This is a genomic window from Aurantiacibacter atlanticus (genome assembly GCF_001077815.2).
In the GTDB taxonomy this organism is placed as follows: domain Bacteria; phylum Pseudomonadota; class Alphaproteobacteria; order Sphingomonadales; family Sphingomonadaceae; genus Alteraurantiacibacter; species Alteraurantiacibacter atlanticus.
In genome coordinates, this window is sequence record NZ_CP011310.1 from 2,981,324 (window position 1) to 3,000,312 (window position 18,989).

Genomic DNA, 18,989 nt, shown 5'->3' on the forward strand with positions numbered 1-18,989 from the left:
TCGTGCAAAACCACATACGCTAGATCGGCGATATGGACGCTACGCGATAAGGAAGTCGCTCACCGTCGGATTCAGTTACGGTCACATATTCCCCCTGCAGAATCGGATGATTTTCGAGATGGAAAAGATTCTCATCATCGTTCTCACCGATCGCATAGGAAAAGACCCACCCATTGCCTGATTTCAGAATGTAGCCCGATTGATCGCGTTCGTTTGGCCAGAAACGTCTGACGGTCGAACGGCCCGGATCGGCTGCGCGCGCCGCTTCATCAATCAACCCCCGATCATTCAGAGGAATACGGATCAGATACGATCGGCTGGCAGAACCAGAGGGAAACTCATCTGTCCGTGCAAGCTCCAGCTTCACGATATTCCAGGTGCTCATCAACAACTCCCGCGTCGGTTGATGCGTGATCATCTGCCAGTCTCCCCGGCAGCGGAAATACGCAAACCTACGCAGGTCCTTTAGGGCAATTGCGTAGTTACCATCGGCGTGATGCGACTATTCTGATAATAGGAGATTGATTAACACCACGAAGAGATACCGTATGCGCACGATCTTACTGTATATTCACGATGATGATTGCTTCGAGGCACGGCTACAGGTCGCGCTGGACCTGTGCCGACAATATGACGGGCATCTGACATGTCTTCAGGCCGTCCCCTACAATCAGGGCATCGCAACAGACTTCTATTACCCTGTAGTTACGCAAGTGGTCACGGATCTGCGAGAGGCAGCAAAGGAAGTTCGTGACCAGATTGAACCCAGACTGGCCAGTGAGGACATTGCTTGGGACTGGATATATTCCGATGGTTTTGCCTCGCGCCAGATATCCCGTTATGCTCCGCTCTGCGAACTGATCGTGCTGGGAGCACACAACCAGGTCGGCAGTGCCCAACATCCATCTTCGCTGGTATCCGATGTGGTATCGCAAGTTAGGGCTCCCATACTTGTGGTGCCGGCATCGACAAAATGCCTTTCGCTTGATGCCTTGGCCGTAGTTGCGTGGAACGGATCGCCCGAAGGTGCACATGCCTTGCGCGCCGCAACTTCAATGCTGAGCCGGGCATCACAGGTACAAATTCTGACGGTCCGCGAACAGCAGGATGCCGAGCGACCGGACCTTCTACCGACCGATGCAGCGAAATACCTCGCGAGACACGGTATCGAAGCAGAAATTGTGGAACTGGCGTCCGATGGAAAATTGTCGACCGCCGAAATCCTAAGCCAAGCCGCGGAGATCCGCAAGGCGGCGTATCTCGTGATGGGCGCTTTTGGTCATTCACGATTCCGCGAGCGCATTCTGGGCGGCGTTACGCGTGACATGCTGACCAATCCGAAAACTCCCTTACTCCTGAGCCACTAGGGTAAATCAGTGTCCACCAAACGAAGGTTTTTGGAACCTGTTGGCTGGTTTCTCGCAAGCCGGCTACGATAGCGTGACGCTCAACGTATGCGCACAGGTGTCGGTTGCTAAACCACAAGCAGCTCAGCCTACGGACATCTACATATTACGCGGTATCAAATGCCCACTTATCGCCATCACACTATTTGCTGTTCCCCAGGTGAGAGATATGATGGATGAAAAATCAGGGCCCTTAATGCCGAGAAATATCTGGATATTCATTTTTCTGCTGGCCATCGTGCTGGGCGGGATATGGCTATGGGTGCAATCTGAGCAGTCAGCGGAACCTGCCCCCTCTTCAGCCTCGCAGCCATCTTCCGAATGGACTACCGCTCCTGAGGGCGGCGTGAAGGTCAATCTTCCCGAAACGCCTATGACGAATGCGCCAGTGGATGCTCCGAACTCTGATAGTGAACAACAGGGTCGTGCGACCTCGGAGTGATTGGCCGCGACCTGAGAAAGTCCGGCCTTAATTCGATAATTCAAGGTGAGCGTCTGCCAGGCACATCATTCTTGACCGACACATGATCGCTCAGATGAAGCCCTGAAAAACGGCCTCCGATCATTGTTCGATCCCCTTGGTGAAACCACCCGTGGTCAGATTGGGCACGACCGCCAAACCCGCCAGCATTTGGCTGGAATCTTCCGCTATTGCTCGCCCCGGGCCAATCTAGGTCATGATCCTATGGGGCATTCCCACGATCGAAACCGACAGACTTGTACGAACTACCCTCTGTCAGTCATCGAGACGCAAATTGCGCAGCCGCAGTGCATTGGCGATCACCGATACAGAAGAAAGGCTCATGGCCGCCGCCGCGATCATCGGGCTGAGCAACAGTCCGAAGAAGGGAAACAGGACGCCCGCCGCGATCGGAATGCCGAGTGTATTGTAAGCGAAAGCAAAGAACAGGTTCTGCCGGATATTCCGCATGGTCGCGCGCGACAGCACAATGGCCTGCACCGCTCCGTTCAGGTCGCCCCGCACAAGAGTCACGCCAGCACTCTCGATTGCGACATCGGTGCCCGTCCCCATCGCGATACCGACATCAGCAGCTGCAAGCGCGGGAGCATCGTTGATGCCGTCTCCGGCCATGCCAACCCGGCGACCTTGCGCTTTCAGCTCCTCAATCTTGCGATGCTTGTCTTCGGGAGAGACATTGGCGTGTACCTCCTCGATCCCCATTTCGCGCGCCACCGCTTCCGCCGTTTCGCGGCTATCGCCAGTGAGCATTACCACCTGGATGTCGCGGGCGTGAAGCGCCGTGATCGCCGCCTGGCTTGTAGGTTTAATCGGATCGGCCACGGCAATGAGACCTGCCGGACGACCATCGAACGCAACAAACATCACTGTCTGGCCTCGCCTTCGGCCGCTTTCCGCCGAACCGAGCCAGGTTTCGTCATCAATACCGACGCGCAGCATCATCTTCTCATTACCGATGGCAACACGGCGACCTTGCACGTCCGCGTCGACGCCTTCACCAGTGGTCGAGACCAGATCCGTTGCTTTGGCTGGCGAAACATCGCGCACCTTTGCGCCTTCAACGATGGCATGAGCCAATGGATGTTCGCTTCCTATCTCGACACCAGCGACGGCGGTTAGGAATTCGGCTTCGTCAATTCCCTCTGCTGGCGTCACTGCCACCAGATCGGGCCTGCCCATCGTGAGCGTACCCGTCTTGTCAACCACAAGCGTATCGATCTTCTCCAAGGTTTCGAGCGCCTCGGCACTGCGGATCAGGATGCCACTTTGCGCACCTTTGCCGGTGCCGGTCATGATCGACATCGGCGTGGCGAGACCAAGCGCGCAAGGACACGCGATGATCAGTACCGCTATGGCATTGACCAACGCATAGGCCAGCGCAGGCTCAGGACCCCAAATTGCCCAGACGATGAAAGTGACGAGGGCTATCACCATCACCGCAGGCACGAACCAGCCCGCCACCTGATCCGCCAGTCGCTGGATCGGCGCGCGGCTGCGTTGCGCTTCGGCAACCATTTGCACGATCTTGGACAGCATCGTGTCCTTGCCCACGCCGGTTGCGCGCATGATGAACCCGCCGGTCTGGTTGACCGTACCGCCGATGACGGTATCGTCCCCCTGCTTGGCTACCGGAAGCGGCTCGCCGCTGATCATGGATTCATCAACCGTACTCGCCCCCTCCTCGATCTCTCCGTCGACGGGAACCTTGTCGCCAGGGCGGACGCGAAGACGATCACCGGTCATCAACTGATCGAGCGGCACTTCGCGCTCATCGCCGGATCCGAAAATCTTCATCGCGCTAGGCGGAGCCAGTTCGAGCAGTGCGCGCAGGGCGCTCGACGTGGACCCCCTCGCCTTGAGCTCGAGAACCTGCCCCAAAAGGACCAACGTCGTGATGACCGCAGACGCCTCGAAGTAAACCCCAACCCGCCCGGAACTGTCGTGAAACGCGGGCGGAAAGATATTCGGCGCAACCGTTGCCACAACGCTGAAGAGATAGGCGGTCGCCACACCAAAACCGATCAACGTAAACATGTTGAGATTGCGGGTTTTCAGCGATTGGACAGCGCGGACAAGGAACGGCCAGGCTCCCCATAAAACGACTGGGGTTGCGAGTGCGAACTGCGCCCATTGTGCACGGGCGGGCTCAATAAGCCGGTCGAAACTGATGCCCGGTGCCATGTCACTCATCGCATAGACGAACAATGGCAGGGTGAGCAGCGCGCTCCCCCAGAAGCGCCGCCGCATATCAACCAGTTCAGGATCGGGTCCATCATCGAGCGAGACCAACTCCGGCTCGAGCGTCATTCCGCAAATCGGGCATGAACCGGGACCGGGCTGCCGAATTTCAGGGTGCATTGGGCAAGTGTACATCGTGCCCTCAGGCACATCTTCCACCGCATCAACGTGCTTCGCACCGTCGATCGCTACGCTCATACCGCATACCGGATCGATGGCAGTGCCTTCGATCACACTCGTGCCCTTGCTCATCGCTAGTCCTTCTTAATGCATCGCAGCCAACTGCTTCTCGCCTTCTACCTCAGCTTTTTATGAAGCTAACGGCCCAACATTATTCAGTGTGCCCCGGTTGTAGCAAGCATTGTGTTGCCTAGAGATGGCCTTCAGATCATGCTCGAAACCTATCTCGCTCAGGGTTTGTGTGGAACGGAGAACGGGCAGCGCCGTTGGTGTTTCTGCGCACTTCCGTATTTGTAGGCGAGGATTGAAACGACATGTCGTTGCACACGGTTGTCCCAAGGATAACCGCCAGCTGTTAGCAATTTGAGAAACCGACCGGGTAAGAATCGTCCTAATCTATCCACACGTTTGAATGAGTTGGCGGGAGGCGCTCAGCAGCACCGCAGGAAATCTGCGATCTAAGGAACTGCAGGCATGGCTGTATCAATTGAGGTTCAACTAACCGATCTTTCGGTGGAAGATGTTTTGGTGCGACATAAGTTATGGTCGATGAACGCCTGCCCCTAGCTATCGCCCGCTGTATTTTGCGATCATATTCAGCCTGGTGGCCTCGGCCATCTTTTCGCTATTCATCATTCCAGCACTTTACATGCTGCTGACATGATAAACCCACTTACAAGTAGAGGCACTCGACTGATGCGGCAACTGCTGACCTTACTACTTCCCATTTCGCTCGCGCTGAGCGGGTGCACCACCTGGCCCGATCGTATTCCGCATACTGAGGCGCAGGCGGCGATGGCGCAAGTGCCGGGCTTCGCATCGATCCGTTATTGGGCAGATGCTCCCGCCGCGACGTTTACCATGATGCGAGAAGATATGGCGGTCGATGCGACTATCGCCCGGCCCGATACCTTGCTCGCCCTTTCAGGCGGGGCCGATGATGGCGCCTATGCTGCGGGCTTCCTCAAAGGCTGGAGCGATACGGGTGATCGCCCGCAGTTTACCCTCGTTTCGGGCGTCAGCACAGGTGCATTGATTGCCCCCTTCGCTTTCCTCGGTTCTGACCATGATGACAAGCTACGCGCTTTCTTCACTGAGATTTCGCGCAAGGATATTTATCGTCAGCGCGGAATAGTGGGCCTGCTTACGCGGCCCAGCGCAGCGGACGCCAATCCGCTCAAGCTTCTAATCGCACAAAATATCGACAGCAGCCTGCTTGATGCCATCGCAATTGAGCATGGTCGGGGCCGACGTTTGCTGGTGCAAACGACCAACCTCGATGCCGCCCGCGGCGTAATCTGGGATATGGGAGCGATTGCGCAGAGCACCCATCCACATCGACTTGAGCTGTTCCGCGAGGTCTTGCTCGCATCGGCCAGCGTGCCAGGCTTGTTCGCACCTGTGATGATCGAGGTGACCGGAAGTGATGAGGAACGCTTTTCCGAAATGCATGTGGATGGCGCTACGACAGCCGGTTTTCTTGCCGTCCCCGAAAGCATGGCACTCTCCAGAGATCATAAATCCCGCACCGGACAGGATCGAATCTTCGTGATTATGAACGGTCGACTGCGGCCGCAATATGAGCTTGTTGAGGCATCGATCTTTCCGATTATAACCCGTGCGCTCAGTACGGTCCTCTCCGCGCACGACCGTTCGATCCTTGTCAACGTGCAGAATTTCGCCGCCAACAACGATATCGGGTTCGCCATGAGCTATATCGGGGCAGATTTCGATTTTGAAACGGATGAGCTGTTCTCTCAACCCTATATGAACGCGCTCTACGATCATGGGATAGAACGCGGGCGTGCAGGTGACTGGTCGAATAGTGTCGATGAGGCGCAGAATACTCCATGAGCGTCGGCCTCCCGGTCTTTGACGTTGACGGAGGCATGTAATCGGTTGGCGCGACAGTTGGCTTTATCCAGCAACCCCGCCCGCATTTGGGCACCTAGAGCTACGCAGAATACGACCGTTGGTCGGTGATCCGGGCGAGGCCGCGGCAGTTGAAGCATCCGGCTCGCGGAGCCAGTTCGCTGGTGGTATTGCCCCGCCCCCTATGTATCCTTGACGCGGAAATTTGCTAAGCGCTTTGCAGAATGCTGGATGACATGGAAAACGAAGAATGAAAGCGGCTCTGCATCTATTCCGCGTGCTGATCCTTGGTGCGATCACCCTTGCACTTGCATCTCCCGCAGTAGCGCAGTCGCTCCCTGGCGCGGAGATTCCTGAAGAAGAGCCGGTAAAACCCGCGCCGGATCCGTTTGGGCGGGAAACACCGCGCAGTATGGTAACGGGCCTGCTCCAGGCATTGGGCGATGCGGACTACCTTCGTGCAGCGCAGTTCTTCGCGATGACAGCGGACGAACAGTCCTCTTCCATCGAGAATGCCGAGGTCGAGATGGCTCCCGACCAGAGGATCGAGGAAGAAGGACAAGGTGGTGGCGATCCTCCAGACGCCGCGCAGCGCGATCTGGAACGTGCTGCCGATCTGGCAAGGAAGCTCCAGATTGCTCTTGATCGCGGCGGGAGCCTGCTACCCTTTCCCGTGCTCTCAAACGCATCGACGGGCGTTATCGATGATGGCCTCGCCGAAGATTTCGAGAGAGTCGGAAATCTTGCTGCAGAAGAAGCAGGAGCACCAATTCTGCTCCAGCAAATAGAGGTGGATGGCACAAAACAGTGGCGTATCGCATCGGAAACAGAGAATGCGATTGAGCAGTTCGTGCCTGCCGAAGCGGTCGAGCAAGTCAGTGCCGAGGAGGGCACGAGCGTTGCTGGGGCGCCTCTCCTAGATTGGTTGAAGCTTATCGGCCTGGCGCTACTCGCCTTTGCCGCGTTCAGGCTTCTGGCGGCTCTCCTTATGGTCATTCTGAGGCGCGTCATCGCCACCCACGACACCAGTCCGGCCTATCGGTTTCTGGATGCAGCCATGCCGCCGCTGTCCCTCTATCTGGCGGTCCTCACATTCTACGCCACGGCTGACGGGCTCGGAGTGTCGATCGTTGCTCGGCAGACCCTGCTGCGATATGCCGCCATCGTTGCCTGGATCGCCCTGGCCTGGTTTGCATTGCGCTTGGTCGACGCGATCGCACGAATCGTGACTGGCCGGATGCACCGGGCCGAACGGCGTCAGGCGGTTACGATTGTCAGCTTCCTTCGACGTGGTGCGAAAGTGGTCCTGCTGGCCATCGCTGTCGTCGCCGTGCTCGACACGATAGGGCTCGATGTTACGACAGGTATCGCCGCACTCGGCATTGGTGGCCTCGCTCTGGCCCTGGGCGCGCAGAAGACCATTGAGAATTTGGTCGGATCGGTCACCCTGATCGCGGACAGGCCTGTGCAGGTTGGTGATGCCGCGCAGATAGGCGAAGTGTTTGGCACGATAGAAGATATCGGAATGCGTTCCACCCTCGTGCGGACACTTGACCGTACACTGGTGTCGATCCCTAACGGTTATCTCGCCTCGGAACGGATTGAAAATTACGCTCTCCGGGATCGCTTTCTGTTCCATCAGACTATTGGCGTTACCTACGACACCAGTGCCGAGCAGATGGAGCAGTTGCTTCGCGAATTGCGGGCGATCCTGGCCGATGACGGCAATATCATCGATGACGATGCACGGGTCCGCTTTCACGGGTTTGGCGACAGCGCATTACAGATCGAAATGTTCGCCTATTTCAATACGCGCGCCTATCCTGAATCGCTCGCAATGCAGGAAACGCTGTTATTCGCGGTCATGCGCAAGCTGGACGAACTTGGGATCGACTTTGCGTTTCCCACGCAAACGATACACCTGCAACGCGATCAGGAAGCCTGACAGTCGTGTGTCGGCCACGGTCCGAGCGGGCTCCAAAGATGTTGCCCAGCCGCACTATAGGCGACACCTGGCTGTCGACGCTCCGCCTGGGATTGGCTCAAAACATTTCCGAAAATCCCGGCATGAGCGGCGTCGAACTGTTAAGTGACGGTCTTGATGCTTTCACGATACGAAAAATTCTACTTGAGAATGCCGAGCGTTCGGTCGATCTGCAATATTACATCTGGCATGACGATCTTACTGGCAATTTGATGCTTGAGCAGGTCAGAGCGGCTGCGGCACGAGGTGTCCGTATTCGTCTCCTGCTCGACGACAACGGGATCGCGGGGCTGGATCCGATACTTCGCTTGACGGCGGGCTCGCCCAATATCGAGATTAAGCTTTTCAATCCCTTTCACAGCCGGCGCTTCAAAGCGCTCAATTTCCTGTTCCGTTTTCGGCGCGCCAACAGGCGGATGCATTCCAAGAGTTTTATCGCTGATAATCAGGTCGCGATCGTTGGTGGACGCAATATTGGCGATGAGTATTTCGCGGCCAAGCGGCTAGGCGTTTTCGCAGATCTCGATGCGGCTTGCATCGGGCCAGTTGTGCAGGAAGTGACGGACTGCTTCGATAGGTTCTGGGATTCCCCGCTTGCCGTTCAGATCGAGGAAATTGTACCTGAGGTTTCCCCCTCCAATGCAGTTGAGTTGGAAAGCAGGCTTACCCGTCGGGTGGGTGACCGCGCATCAATAAATTACCGGCAGGACGTTGCCGATGCCCCTCTGCTGAGACGCTTAGCACAAGGCGAGGCCGAACTGACATGGGCGCCGGTCAAGCTCGTCAGCGACCCTCCGGAGAAGGTATCGAGCAATCTGGAGAAAGTGGACAGTTTGCTCGATGAACTCACCGACATCATCGGCGAGCCGCAGACCGAATTGCTTATCGTTTCGGCTTATTTCGTTCCCACGAATGATGGAGCGCGCGCATTTGGAGAGATGGCACGAAGCGGTGTGGATCTGCGCGTGCTGACCAATTCCTACGCGTCCACGGATGTGGGCGTAGTCCACGCGGGCTACGCCAAGCATCGCCGCAAGCTGATCGAGGCCGGTGTGAAATTGTTCGAGGTGCCGGCCCCAAATGATGAGCCCAAGAAGGCGCGAAAGTTCATCTGGACAGACTCCCGCAAGCGGAATGGTCAACCCGGAACGACCCTGCACGCCAAGGCATTCTCCGTCGACGCAAAACGCCTGTTCGTGGGTTCGCTCAATTTCGATCCCCGGTCCTTCAATCTTAATACTGAACTGGGCATTGTGATTGATAGTCCCCGACTTGCAGAGCAGATGCGCACAGTCTTTGACACTGCGATCGAGCAGAACACCTATCACGTCGTTATCGACGACGGGCGGTTAGGCTGGATCGACGCAAGGGACGACAATCCCATGATTGAACAACAGGAGCCAGGGACAAGCCTCGTATCCCGCGCGCTGGTCCGGCTTCTTGAAAAGCTCCCGATCGATCCGCTCCTGTAAGTTCGGCCACGACTGGTTGCTGCAATGGGGTCCCAAGATATTGAAGGTTCGATGGTACGGATGAGGCTGGCATTGCTACGCCAATCGATGGCCCGAACATCATGAGGCAGCGCTTGCCTACCCAGAAATTTAACGATACGGACCAGTTTACTTAAGGGTCACAAGCAGAGTCGCATGAGCTATTTGTCCAGCACGGATCTGACTGATCCCGGCAAATTTGGAGTGTATCCCGGGCCCGCTGCTCGACCAGTTCCGATTTCTGTTATTGCACCTTCGATTTCAGCTGCATTTCTTGTTCGATGAATCCGGAGTCACGCCCAGAAATTTCCGTTCGAAAAGAGCAGGAAAAAACCACATTGGTCCTTTCGGGCGACTGGACCACGCAAAGTCTCGCAGACCTCCCAGAGACAGGTTCTTATGATTCTTCGGCTCATCTGGAAATCGACTGTAGCGAGCTAGGCCGGATCGACAGCGTCGGTGCACTTGCGATCCTGACCCTGGCGCCCGAGGTGACGAAATCGGAAGGGCTGCCTGAAAATCTGACACGCTTGTTCGAACTGGTGGACGCGGCCACCCAAGGGGCAGATGTCCCAAGAGCTGACCGCCAACGACTGCACATTCGCTTGGGAAAAACGGTTTATCAGGCTGGGGAAGCCTTACGAACAAGCGCCCGATTTTTGGGAAAACTAGAGGTTTCACTGGTTCGCTCGATCGTTCACCCTAGCCGTATCCGGCCGGTTGCCCTGGCATCGTCAATCCAGAAAGCCGGACTCGAATCCTTGCCGCTGACTGCCATCATGACGTTCTTTATCGGGGCGGTGGTCGCCCTGATCGGAAGTGATCTGCTGGAACAATTGGGGGCATCTGAACTGGTTGTGGAACTGGTCGGCATCTCGGTCCTGCGAGAATTCGGTGTGTTGATACCCGCCATCCTTCTTGCCGGGCGATCGGCATCGACCTTTGCCGCCCAGATCGGCGCGATGCGCATGAACCAGGAAACGGAGGCAATGCAGGTAATGGGTATCGATCTGTTCGATGCGCTTGTTCTCCCCCGCTTCTTGTCCTTGCTCATCACCATGCCGTTACTTTCGGTCATCGCCATGATCGCCGGCCTGGCAGGGGGCCTGGTCGTCAGTTGGGGCATTATGGGCGTTAGCCCGATCCTGTTTGTCGAACGATTGGAAAGTGCAGTGGATATTCGCCATTTCTGGGTCGGGATGGCAAAAGTTCCTGTTCTTGCTGCCGTGATAGCCATTGCCGGATGTCGTCATGGCCTGGCCGTCAAGGGCGATGTCGAACAACTTGGCTCCCGAGTCACAGTGGCTGTTGTCCAGGCGCTGTTCGCCATCATCTTTCTTGATGCTGCCTTTGCCATTCTTTTCAATGTGTTTGGCATATGAGCGAAGAGAATGACCATATCATCCGTGTCGAGGGTCTGACCACTCGGTTCGGCGAGCATGTCGTTCACGAGGATCTGGACCTTGATGTTCGCCGCGGAGAGATACTTGCGATCCTTGGTGGATCTGGAAGCGGAAAGTCGGTTCTGGTGAATGCTATCCTCGGCCTTTTTGAACCGGATAGCGGCACCATCGAAATCTTTGGCAAGGAGATGTCGGATGTCTCTGATCGCCTTGCTGTGGATCGCCGCATTGGCGTGATGTTCCAGCATGGTGCGCTGTTTTCCTCTCTGACTGTTCAGCAGAATGTCGAAGCCCCTTTGATCGAGCATGCCGAATTGCGCGGCGAATGGCTAAGGCGGGTCGCCTTGATGAAGATTGGTCTGGTCGGACTTGCAGCCGAAGTTGCGCGCCAACAGCCGACCGAACTTTCAGGGGGCATGCGCAAGCGCGCTAGCGTTGCTAGGGCCCTAGCGCTGGACCCCGAATTGCTCTTTCTGGATGAGCCGACCTCGGGGCTCGACCCAATCGGCGCGGCAGAATTCGATCAACTTATACGCACCTTGACCGATACACTCGGCCTGACCGTCGTCATGATAACTCACGATCTCGACAGCCTTTATTCCATTTGCGACCGCGCCGCCGTGGTGGCTGACCGCAAGATCGTGGAAACTGCCTCAATTCCCAAGTTGGAAGAGTCCGATCACCCATGGGTCAAGGATTTCTTCGCGGGCCGTGCGGGACGGGCCAAGGAAAGGAATTGCTAATGGAGCGAGAAGCGAATTACGGTCTTATCGGCGGGTTGACGCTTGTCCTCCTGGGCGCTGCGTTCGCATTTGTGCTGTGGTTGGGGCAATCCCAATTCGCCAGTGATTTCGACAAATACCGTATCGTTTTCGATGGCCCTATTCGTGGTTTGAGCGAAGGTAGCGAGGTTCAGTTTAATGGAATTTCCGTCGGGGAAATCACGTCAATCCAGCTCGATCCGGACAACCCAAATCTGGTTGTGACCGAAATCCGTGTTCGCGAGGATACGCCGGTAAGATCGGATTCAACTGCATCGACCGAGTCCGAGGGAATTACCGGCGGCAAGCATATTCAGATCGGCGCCGGAACGCCAACAAAGCCTTTGCTGAAAGAAAGCTCGAGTGATCAGCGCCCGACCATCCAGCCTGAAGCAAGCTCGATGGAATCGTTGATAGACGGCGGCGGCGAGGTGCTTGCGGATGCTTCGGAAGTCTTGAGCCGGGTCAATCGAACTCTTTCCGATGAGAACATCGCGAACATTTCGTCCGCAATTGCCGATGTTAAGGCCACCACCGAACAACTCCACGCCAGTCGCGGAATGTTTGAAAAAGCGGAACAGACATTTGCCCGACTGGACCGCGCCGCTGCAGATATCGAAGGTGCTGCGCAGTCCGCGCGGACGGCGATTGACGTTGATGGCAGGGAAGCCTTCGCGGACGTGTCGGCAGCCGCAAGAGATTTGAAGGCTGGGATCGCCGAGGCGCGCACCGTCATCCAGCAACTTGACACAGCCACAAGCGGATTGGCCGGGCCGGGCGGATCGGGGATCGCGCAGACACTGGAATCGCTCGACGAAGCCGCGACTGAAGTCGAGCAGCTTTCTCGTCAACTGCGGCGTAATCCCCGTGAAAGGAAACTACCAGAATGACCAGATTGCTATCGAAGAACCTTGCGATACTCGCGATGCTGGTTGGTCTGACGGGGTGCGGCGGCGGTGTTTTGGGGATTGGCGGCGAGACCTCCCTGTATCGGTTGGGCAATATTGCGGAGCCGACACCGGAAATCGCACACGGCCGCCGTCCTCTCTATATCGCTCGCCCGCAGATGCCTTCAGGCGTGGATGCAGACCGGATCGCCACCGTCGAAATGCAGGAGATCACATATCTGGCCGAGGCGCGGTGGGCCAGCCCCGCACCCGAGATGATGAGCGATCTGATCAGGGAAAGCATAGAGCGCAACACAACCCAGGCCTATGTACCGATCCAGGCGGGATTAGCCGATCATCATGTTCTCTCTACGAGATTCACCTCTTACGCAGCCTATTATGAAAATGGACCGGAAGCGCCGCCGGTTATCCGTATTGCCGCTCAGGCCGAACTCACCCGGGCTACGAACTCTGCCCCTTTGGCAGTTGGAAAATTTTCCCGTGATGTGCAGGCGATGGAGAACACGGTTTCTTCAGTCATCGACGCTTTCGACACGGCAAGTGTACAAATTGCTGACGAGATGGCTGTCTGGGCCGGAGCGCACCTCGGCGAATGAACTGGTCGAGGCTTGGCGGCAGCTAAATTCTAATATCCCCCTGATTACAGGGGATGGCCATCAATCAAATTTTGGCGGACGACCGACAGCCGTGAACGAAGAGATGCACTGATCGATTCATTCGCTCGGCAGTTTCCGGAGTAAAGCCGGCGTCACTTATGCCCAGCGCAGCACGACGAAATGGGGACAGGATCACAACCGAGACGAATTGTTCAGCGGCAAAATCTGTATCCGACACAGCAATCTCGCCTGTTTCATCCGCTCTCTCCAACACCCTGACCACCAGTTTCGTCGTACGGATAAAGCCGAATTCATACAGCTTTTGCGCAAGCGCCGGGAAACGCGAAGCCTCTGCCATGACGGCGCGCTCCATTGCGATATGGATATCGGAAAGCATCCAGGAGAGAAGGTTTTCAGCTAGAGCAGCAAGATCCTGGGTGACATCGCCAAGATCCGGTATGTCTTGCTCCAGATCGTTCAATCGATCGTGGATTTCCGCCAGGATCACCGTCTCGAACAATGCGGATTTGCCCCTGTAACGAGTATACAGGGTTCGCTTAGATATGGCTGCTCTTTCGGCAATGCGTTCGGTCGTCGTTCTGACGAAGCCTTCTTCCAGAAAGACCTGACGAGCAGTCCGGAGTATCTTTCTCGATAAGGCCATCGAAGCTTGGCGCGTAGGCCTACCCATTCAACCTGGATCCCATGACCTGTCACGCCCTTCTACAGCCGGTTATTGCACCATCTTACCATCGCCAACATCTTTAAGAAAGGCAGAGGCGTACCAGCGTCACCCAACGTGACTTTCACGCTATGGAGCACGAAGACCACTCAGTCTGTCGCCAAAGCCACCCTTTGACTCTTAGTCTTATATCTGTATTTCATGATATATGGATAAGACTGATGCCCTGGATGCCTTTGCGGCTCTCGGTCAACCGACGCGGCTTGATGCGTTTCGCCTTCTCGTAAGGGCAGGCAATGGCGGCATGTTAGCTGGTCAGGTTAGCAAGGCCTTGAAAGTGCGACAAAACACGATGTCGGCCAATCTCTCGATACTAACCCAATCGGGTTTGATCCGAAACCAGCGCGAGGGTCGCAGCATTCGCTATTTCGCCGATATGGATGGAATGCGCGGGCTGCTCGCATTCCTGATGGAAGATTGCTGCGGTGGACGCCCGGAACTGTGTCAGGCCGTGATAGATGAGATTGCCTGTGCCTGACAAAACTGTCGCAGTCGAAAAACCACCGCAAGCCGCAGCGGGTCTGGGAACCTTTGAGCGTTGGCTTTCCCTTTGGGTAGCCCTTGCTATCGCCGCCGGGCTTCTGTTCGGCAATCTGTTCCCCAGTCTTTTTGGGGCGCTTGCATCGCTGGAAATTGCTTCTGTCAATTTGCCAGTCGCGGTGCTGATCTGGGCGATGGTCTACCCCATGATGGTCGGCGTGGATTTTGGAGCACTGCGCCAAGTTGGCGACAGGCCGAAGGGGCTGGTCCTGACCCTGGCGGTTAACTGGCTGATAAAGCCGTTCACGATGGCTGCACTCGGTGTGCTGTTCTTCAATTATGTATTTGCAGACTTGATTCCTCCTGACGATGCGCGGGTCTATCTTGCGGGCCTCATCCTGCTCGGCGCAGCCCCGTGCACGGCGATGGTTTTCGTGTGGTCGAACCTGACACGCGGCGATGCGACCTATACACTAGTGCAAGTCAGCGTGAACGATGTCATTATGGTGTTCGCCTACGCGCCGATTGTCGCTTTCCTGCTTGGCATGACCGATATCGTAGTGCCGTGGGACACCTTGCTGCTGTCCATCGGACTGTATGTCGTGCTGCCGTTGCTGGCGGGTTATGTAACCCGCCGCAGACTGGTCGCCCTGCAAGGCGAAGCAGCGGTGGACCGCTTCAAAGTTAGGGTGCAGCCGTTCTCGATGGTCGGCCTGCTGATGACCGTGGTGCTGCTGTTCGGCTTTCAGGGCGAGGTAATTCTCGATCGTCCACTTATCATAGCGCTCATTGCCGTTCCCTTGCTGATTCAATCCTATGGCATCTTCTTCGTCGCTTATGGTGCAGCCCGGGCGTGGCGTATTCCATTCAATATTGCTGCGCCCTGTGCGCTGATTGGCACGTCCAATTTCTTTGAACTTTCCGTTGCCGTGGCCATCAGCCTGTTTGGCCTTGGATCGGAGGCCGCGCTTGCAACCGTCGTCGGCGTGCTGGTGGAGGTGCCGGTAATGCTCTCGCTCGTCGCTTTCGCCAACCGCACCAAACACTGGTTTCCCAATGAACATCGCCACCCATCATAACCCGGGGCTGCAGCGCTCGCGCAATCACTCGGCAATCATCGATCAATCACGTGTTGAGGCTAAGTATTTGCAGACAGCTTAGACCCGTCTGCAATTGGCCGGGCTATGCGGGCCTTTCGATTTCGGGCTTCTCAAAGGCTTACCTCGACCCTGCGGGCTGGGAATAAAGGGTTCGATCGTGCGCGATCTGCAGTTTTCGATTGCTTATAGCCACGCGCTATGACGAGACCGTCCTCTCCTTTGAAAGCTTCCTAAACCTCACCGCCGGCCGCCTATAGCTGAAGTCTTTTGTCAACACGGCCGAGAAACGGCCATCAATGCTCCGCATGACGCCAAAAACAGGAATCCTGCATATTTCAGATGAATTATGATACCGGGAAATTCGCAGAATCGAGCGCCCCTTTGATATACACATTCCCTGCACGATCGCAAAATAGGTCGAAAGGGGTTTCGAGCAAGGTAGTGTAATTGGCTCGCCAGTGATTATCGAGAAGGCACCCCCGTGAAATGGGCATTCAATTGCCTCACCGTCCTGAAAGCCCTCAGTCAAATCTGCGTCACCATGCGTACATGTACGGTCTGTCACGTAAATTTCTTCGCTTAACTGATAGACCGCCAACGGAGGGCGGCCCTTAATATCGATAGACATAGGCGGGTCTTCGACGACGTCCTCTTCTTTACACAAAAACAACATATCTTTCATTAGACATCCTTAAGTCTAGGAAGGGCCCTTAGTAAGCACTTATCATTCGTACTTCTGCAGCCTATGGAACGATTCAAAATCAGGTCTCCACAGACTAAGGCGCAGATTCTTAACCTTGAGGCCATTACTTATTCTTACAGCGAGGGTGGGAAGGAACGTTTTCCGCGTGCAGTATTCCTTCAAAGAATGTGGACCTTGGCCTGCCAAATTTGCAAATTTAACCTCTGCAAACAAAGGTTTGCCAAATCAGACGACGAGAGTTGAAACCGTTGGATCGATGTAGGCGATGACAACGCCAATCTCACCCTCTCGGTGCCGCCACAATCTGTAACGAGTTAGGCCTATCCGAAGCTTTGCCCGTTTCCATAATTTGGACGAACTCAAGTACCGGAATCTGATCTGGCATTTTCGACCATTTGGCCTCCACCGCATCACCAATATTCACAGCGCCATTGCCCTTCACTCTCGAAACTATCCGCACGCCCTCTTCAAGCGCTATCATCGCAACGCCGTATGGCGGAGTTTCATTCTTGCTGAGCGCACAGTGGAAGACAACGAAACTGTAAACCGTTCCGCGCCCTGATGCCTTAACCTCACCCAAATCATGCGACCAACATTCCGGACAGAACTTGGTACCAGGTGCAAGTACGGTGCTACAATTGCCACATTTCTTGAGCAAGAATTCGCAACGGCCGATTGCCTCCCAGAAAGAGATATCTTTCTCATTCCTAAAATTATGATTCTTGTTCAATGTGTCTTCTCCGAACTCAGGATCAGGCAAGCGTGGTAATCCATCCGGCCTCCCTGTGCGGTGACCAGTGACCAACCATTCTTCTCGACCTGCCTCTCTCCGGCACGACCAGAAGCCTGCAAATATCCCTCGGAAACCTGGGTCATTCCTTGCAAATAATATCCGGACAATTGGCCACCACCGGTATTGACCGGCATGCAGCCGCCCGGCGCCAGTGCCCCGTTCTTCACGAATTCCTTGGCTCCGCCGTGCGGGCACAGTCCATAACCTTCAAGCCCAAGCATGGTGGTCAGGGTAAAAGCATCGTAAATCTGTGCATGATCAATTTCGCGCGCGGAAATCCCAGCCATTTCATAAGCTATGTTTCCACAAACCGTAGCGGATGTCTGGGTCTCATTGTCATACTCACCATGGGCTAGATAACCGCGATTGCCCTGCCCCATCCCCCAGATATAGGCGGATCCATTCTCGCTCGCTTCGTCAGATTCCGCCGATGATACAACGACCGCACCAGCACCGTTCACAGGGAACGCACAATCGAACATTCTCAACGGTTCGGCGATGAACTTCGATGAGAGGTAATCATCGACAGTCATCGGTTTGGTCAGGAAGGCGAGCGGACTCTTTTGTGCCCATTGACGCGCCGCCATTGCTACTTCTGCAAATGCCTCTTCACTCACGCCATTCACATCCATGTAGCGCCGCATAGCGAGACCATATGCGCCGATAGCGCCGGACAGGCCATACTGTCGCTCCCAACCAGCAACGTTGGTCAATCCCAGGTCGATGGCATAGGCATCTCCACCGCGGCGCTGAGGAAGGACAGGGGTATCGCCAAACACACACACGATATTCTTCGCCATCCCGTGCGCGACTGCCATCGCCGCATATTGTACCATCTGCACACCGCAGGCAGCCTGAGAGGCAAAAACATTCCCAAAGGACAGATCTCGCAAACCGAGATCATCCAGCAACCTCATCGACAACGCGCCAGGCGGATTCATATCGCTTCGGTTGATCAGAACGCCATCGATATTCTTTTTTTGAAGACCGGCATCGTCAACCGCCGCGATGATAGCATCGGTTGCCAGGCTATCCTGCGCCTTGATAAATTCACGGGATATCTCGCTAAAACCTATGCCGCTCATCTTGGCGATCGGCCGTCTGGTCTTTGTTCGTTTTTTTGCCATCGCCTTACGGCCCTTATCTATTCTAATTTTGACTCTGAACGAACGAAACAGTTTGGCCTATGTTAGATCAGGAATGCCAATGCCGGAACCGGCTCTTTAGAATTGATAAGCTCCACACGTTTACGAGCGATCTTCAGCTCCCCGTCAACGCGCCGGATCCGATGCTCAACTCTGCCAATCCACCAGCGAAGATCTCCAGTCGATTGGATTTGGCCCGAGAAGGGCATCCAGCGGCGGCTGAAGGCATCTCGATGGCGGCATTCAAGAACGCCGGTCACGTAGTTGCCGAGGCTCGGGGCACTGGTCACTTCTACTTGCTGGAACAGAACTTCGAGGCGCTTGGCATCGATCGCAAGATAAAGGTCCGGGTACCCAATTTCATGTCGATACCGAATATAGTGGCAGAGACTGACCTGCTTGCGACAATACCGCGTGCTTTCTGTCCAGCCTTGAAAGACTCTCCGATTAGTGTGCTAGGATACGAACACCCTGTCAAATTGCCGTCGATTGACGTTAAGCTGCTATGACATGAACGATTTCACAGCGATCCCGCTCACAAATGGCTGCGCGAGCGGATCGTCTCGGTAATCCAGGGCATCCGCTGGAACGAGGGCGTGGAGGATTTCATGGGGCCGGATCATGCTGCGCGTATGCAGCAACGCCAGACAAGAAATGCGACGAGTGAAAAGAAGCGCAGAACCTAAATGACAGATGCAATTGAGAAA

Annotated in this window: 18 protein-coding genes; 12 read left to right on the forward strand and 6 right to left on the reverse strand. The window is 55.6% G+C overall.

The features are described 5' to 3' along the window. Nucleotides 1-19: 19 nt before the first annotated feature. Complete coding sequence (locus tag CP97_RS14455; RefSeq protein ID WP_227819620.1) at nucleotides 20-418, reverse strand: hypothetical protein; 399 nt, start codon at nucleotides 416-418, stop codon at nucleotides 20-22. Nucleotides 419-548: 130 nt separating this feature from the next. On the opposite strand from CP97_RS14455, the gene CP97_RS14460 reads away from it, so the two are divergent. Both CP97_RS14460 and CP97_RS16185 read left to right on the forward strand, forming a co-directional pair. Next, the gene (locus CP97_RS14460) at nucleotides 549-1,367 is read left to right on the forward strand and encodes a universal stress protein (protein ID WP_048886530.1); all 819 of its coding nucleotides are present in this window, start codon (nucleotides 549-551) and stop codon (nucleotides 1,365-1,367) included. A gap of 40 nt (nucleotides 1,368-1,407) precedes the next feature. After that, nucleotides 1,408-1,848 (forward strand): hypothetical protein, encoded by a 441-nt coding sequence (locus CP97_RS16185; protein ID WP_149036497.1) that lies wholly within the window; start codon nucleotides 1,408-1,410, stop codon nucleotides 1,846-1,848. A gap of 294 nt (nucleotides 1,849-2,142) precedes the next feature. On the opposite strand, the gene CP97_RS14470 is transcribed toward CP97_RS16185, so the two are convergent. Continuing rightward, complete coding sequence (locus CP97_RS14470) at nucleotides 2,143-4,377, reverse strand: copper-transporting P-type ATPase (protein ID WP_048886532.1); 2,235 nt, start codon at nucleotides 4,375-4,377, stop codon at nucleotides 2,143-2,145. Nucleotides 4,378-5,001: 624 nt separating this feature from the next. Between CP97_RS14470 and CP97_RS14475 the strand changes: the two genes are divergently transcribed. The 7 genes from CP97_RS14475 to CP97_RS14505 all read left to right on the forward strand — a co-directional run bounded on the left by CP97_RS14475 (nucleotide 5,002) and on the right by CP97_RS14505 (nucleotide 13,319). Continuing rightward, nucleotides 5,002-6,159, forward strand: a complete 1,158-nt coding sequence (locus CP97_RS14475; protein ID WP_048886533.1) for a patatin-like phospholipase family protein — start codon at nucleotides 5,002-5,004, stop codon at nucleotides 6,157-6,159. 268 nt (nucleotides 6,160-6,427) lie between these two features. Further along, a complete protein-coding gene (locus CP97_RS14480) occupies nucleotides 6,428-8,122 on the forward strand; it encodes a mechanosensitive ion channel family protein (protein ID WP_053106664.1) in 1,695 nt (564 codons plus the stop codon). Between the two features lie 122 nt (nucleotides 8,123-8,244). Next, nucleotides 8,245-9,633, forward strand: coding sequence for a phospholipase D-like domain-containing protein (locus CP97_RS14485; protein ID WP_048886534.1), 1,389 nt, complete (start codon nucleotides 8,245-8,247; stop codon nucleotides 9,631-9,633). Nucleotides 9,634-9,989: 356 nt separating this feature from the next. After that, entirely contained in the window at nucleotides 9,990-11,033 is a 1,044-nt protein-coding gene (locus CP97_RS14490) for an ABC transporter permease (protein ID WP_227819621.1), read from the forward strand. After that, nucleotides 11,030-11,797, forward strand: coding sequence for an ABC transporter ATP-binding protein (locus CP97_RS14495; protein WP_048886536.1), 768 nt, complete (start codon nucleotides 11,030-11,032; stop codon nucleotides 11,795-11,797). Before CP97_RS14490 ends, CP97_RS14495 begins: the two co-directional genes overlap by 4 nt. Beyond that, nucleotides 11,797-12,705 carry an MlaD family protein gene (locus CP97_RS14500; protein ID WP_048886537.1) on the forward strand — a complete coding sequence of 303 codons (909 nt, stop codon included), beginning with the start codon at nucleotides 11,797-11,799 and terminating at the stop codon, nucleotides 12,703-12,705. Before CP97_RS14495 ends, CP97_RS14500 begins: the two co-directional genes overlap by 1 nt. After that, entirely contained in the window at nucleotides 12,702-13,319 is a 618-nt protein-coding gene (locus CP97_RS14505; RefSeq protein WP_063612459.1) for an ABC-type transport auxiliary lipoprotein family protein, read from the forward strand. Before CP97_RS14500 ends, CP97_RS14505 begins: the two co-directional genes overlap by 4 nt. 64 nt (nucleotides 13,320-13,383) lie before the next feature. Here the strand turns inward: CP97_RS14505 and CP97_RS14510 are convergent, their stop codons facing one another. Continuing rightward, nucleotides 13,384-13,983, reverse strand: coding sequence for a TetR/AcrR family transcriptional regulator (locus CP97_RS14510; protein WP_161485473.1), 600 nt, complete (start codon nucleotides 13,981-13,983; stop codon nucleotides 13,384-13,386). A 226-nt stretch (nucleotides 13,984-14,209) separates the two neighbouring features. Here CP97_RS14510 and CP97_RS14515 point away from each other — a divergent pair, with 226 nt between their 5' ends. Continuing rightward, nucleotides 14,210-14,539 carry an ArsR/SmtB family transcription factor gene (locus CP97_RS14515; RefSeq protein WP_048886540.1) on the forward strand — a complete coding sequence of 110 codons (330 nt, stop codon included), beginning with the start codon at nucleotides 14,210-14,212 and terminating at the stop codon, nucleotides 14,537-14,539. Further along, complete coding sequence (arsB, locus tag CP97_RS14520) at nucleotides 14,532-15,620, forward strand: ACR3 family arsenite efflux transporter (protein ID WP_227819622.1); 1,089 nt, start codon at nucleotides 14,532-14,534, stop codon at nucleotides 15,618-15,620. Before CP97_RS14515 ends, arsB begins: the two co-directional genes overlap by 8 nt. 217 nt (nucleotides 15,621-15,837) lie before the next feature. On the opposite strand, the gene CP97_RS14525 is transcribed toward arsB, so the two are convergent. The 3 genes from CP97_RS14525 to CP97_RS16195 form a co-directional block, all read right to left on the reverse strand. Beyond that, nucleotides 15,838-16,323 carry a non-heme iron oxygenase ferredoxin subunit gene (locus CP97_RS14525; RefSeq protein WP_063612461.1) on the reverse strand — a complete coding sequence of 162 codons (486 nt, stop codon included), beginning with the start codon at nucleotides 16,321-16,323 and terminating at the stop codon, nucleotides 15,838-15,840. Between the two features lie 301 nt (nucleotides 16,324-16,624). Then, complete coding sequence (locus CP97_RS16190; protein WP_048886542.1) at nucleotides 16,625-17,074, reverse strand: Zn-ribbon domain-containing OB-fold protein; 450 nt, start codon at nucleotides 17,072-17,074, stop codon at nucleotides 16,625-16,627. Continuing rightward, nucleotides 17,071-18,264, reverse strand: coding sequence for a thiolase family protein (locus CP97_RS16195; RefSeq protein ID WP_063612462.1), 1,194 nt, complete (start codon nucleotides 18,262-18,264; stop codon nucleotides 17,071-17,073). The genes CP97_RS16190 and CP97_RS16195 overlap by 4 nt, the downstream gene beginning before the upstream one ends. 59 nt (nucleotides 18,265-18,323) lie before the next feature. Here CP97_RS16195 and CP97_RS16330 point away from each other — a divergent pair, with 59 nt between their 5' ends. Next, entirely contained in the window at nucleotides 18,324-18,791 is a 468-nt protein-coding gene (locus CP97_RS16330; RefSeq protein WP_048886544.1) for a type 2 periplasmic-binding domain-containing protein, read from the forward strand. The last annotated feature ends 198 nt before the right edge of the window (nucleotides 18,792-18,989 follow it).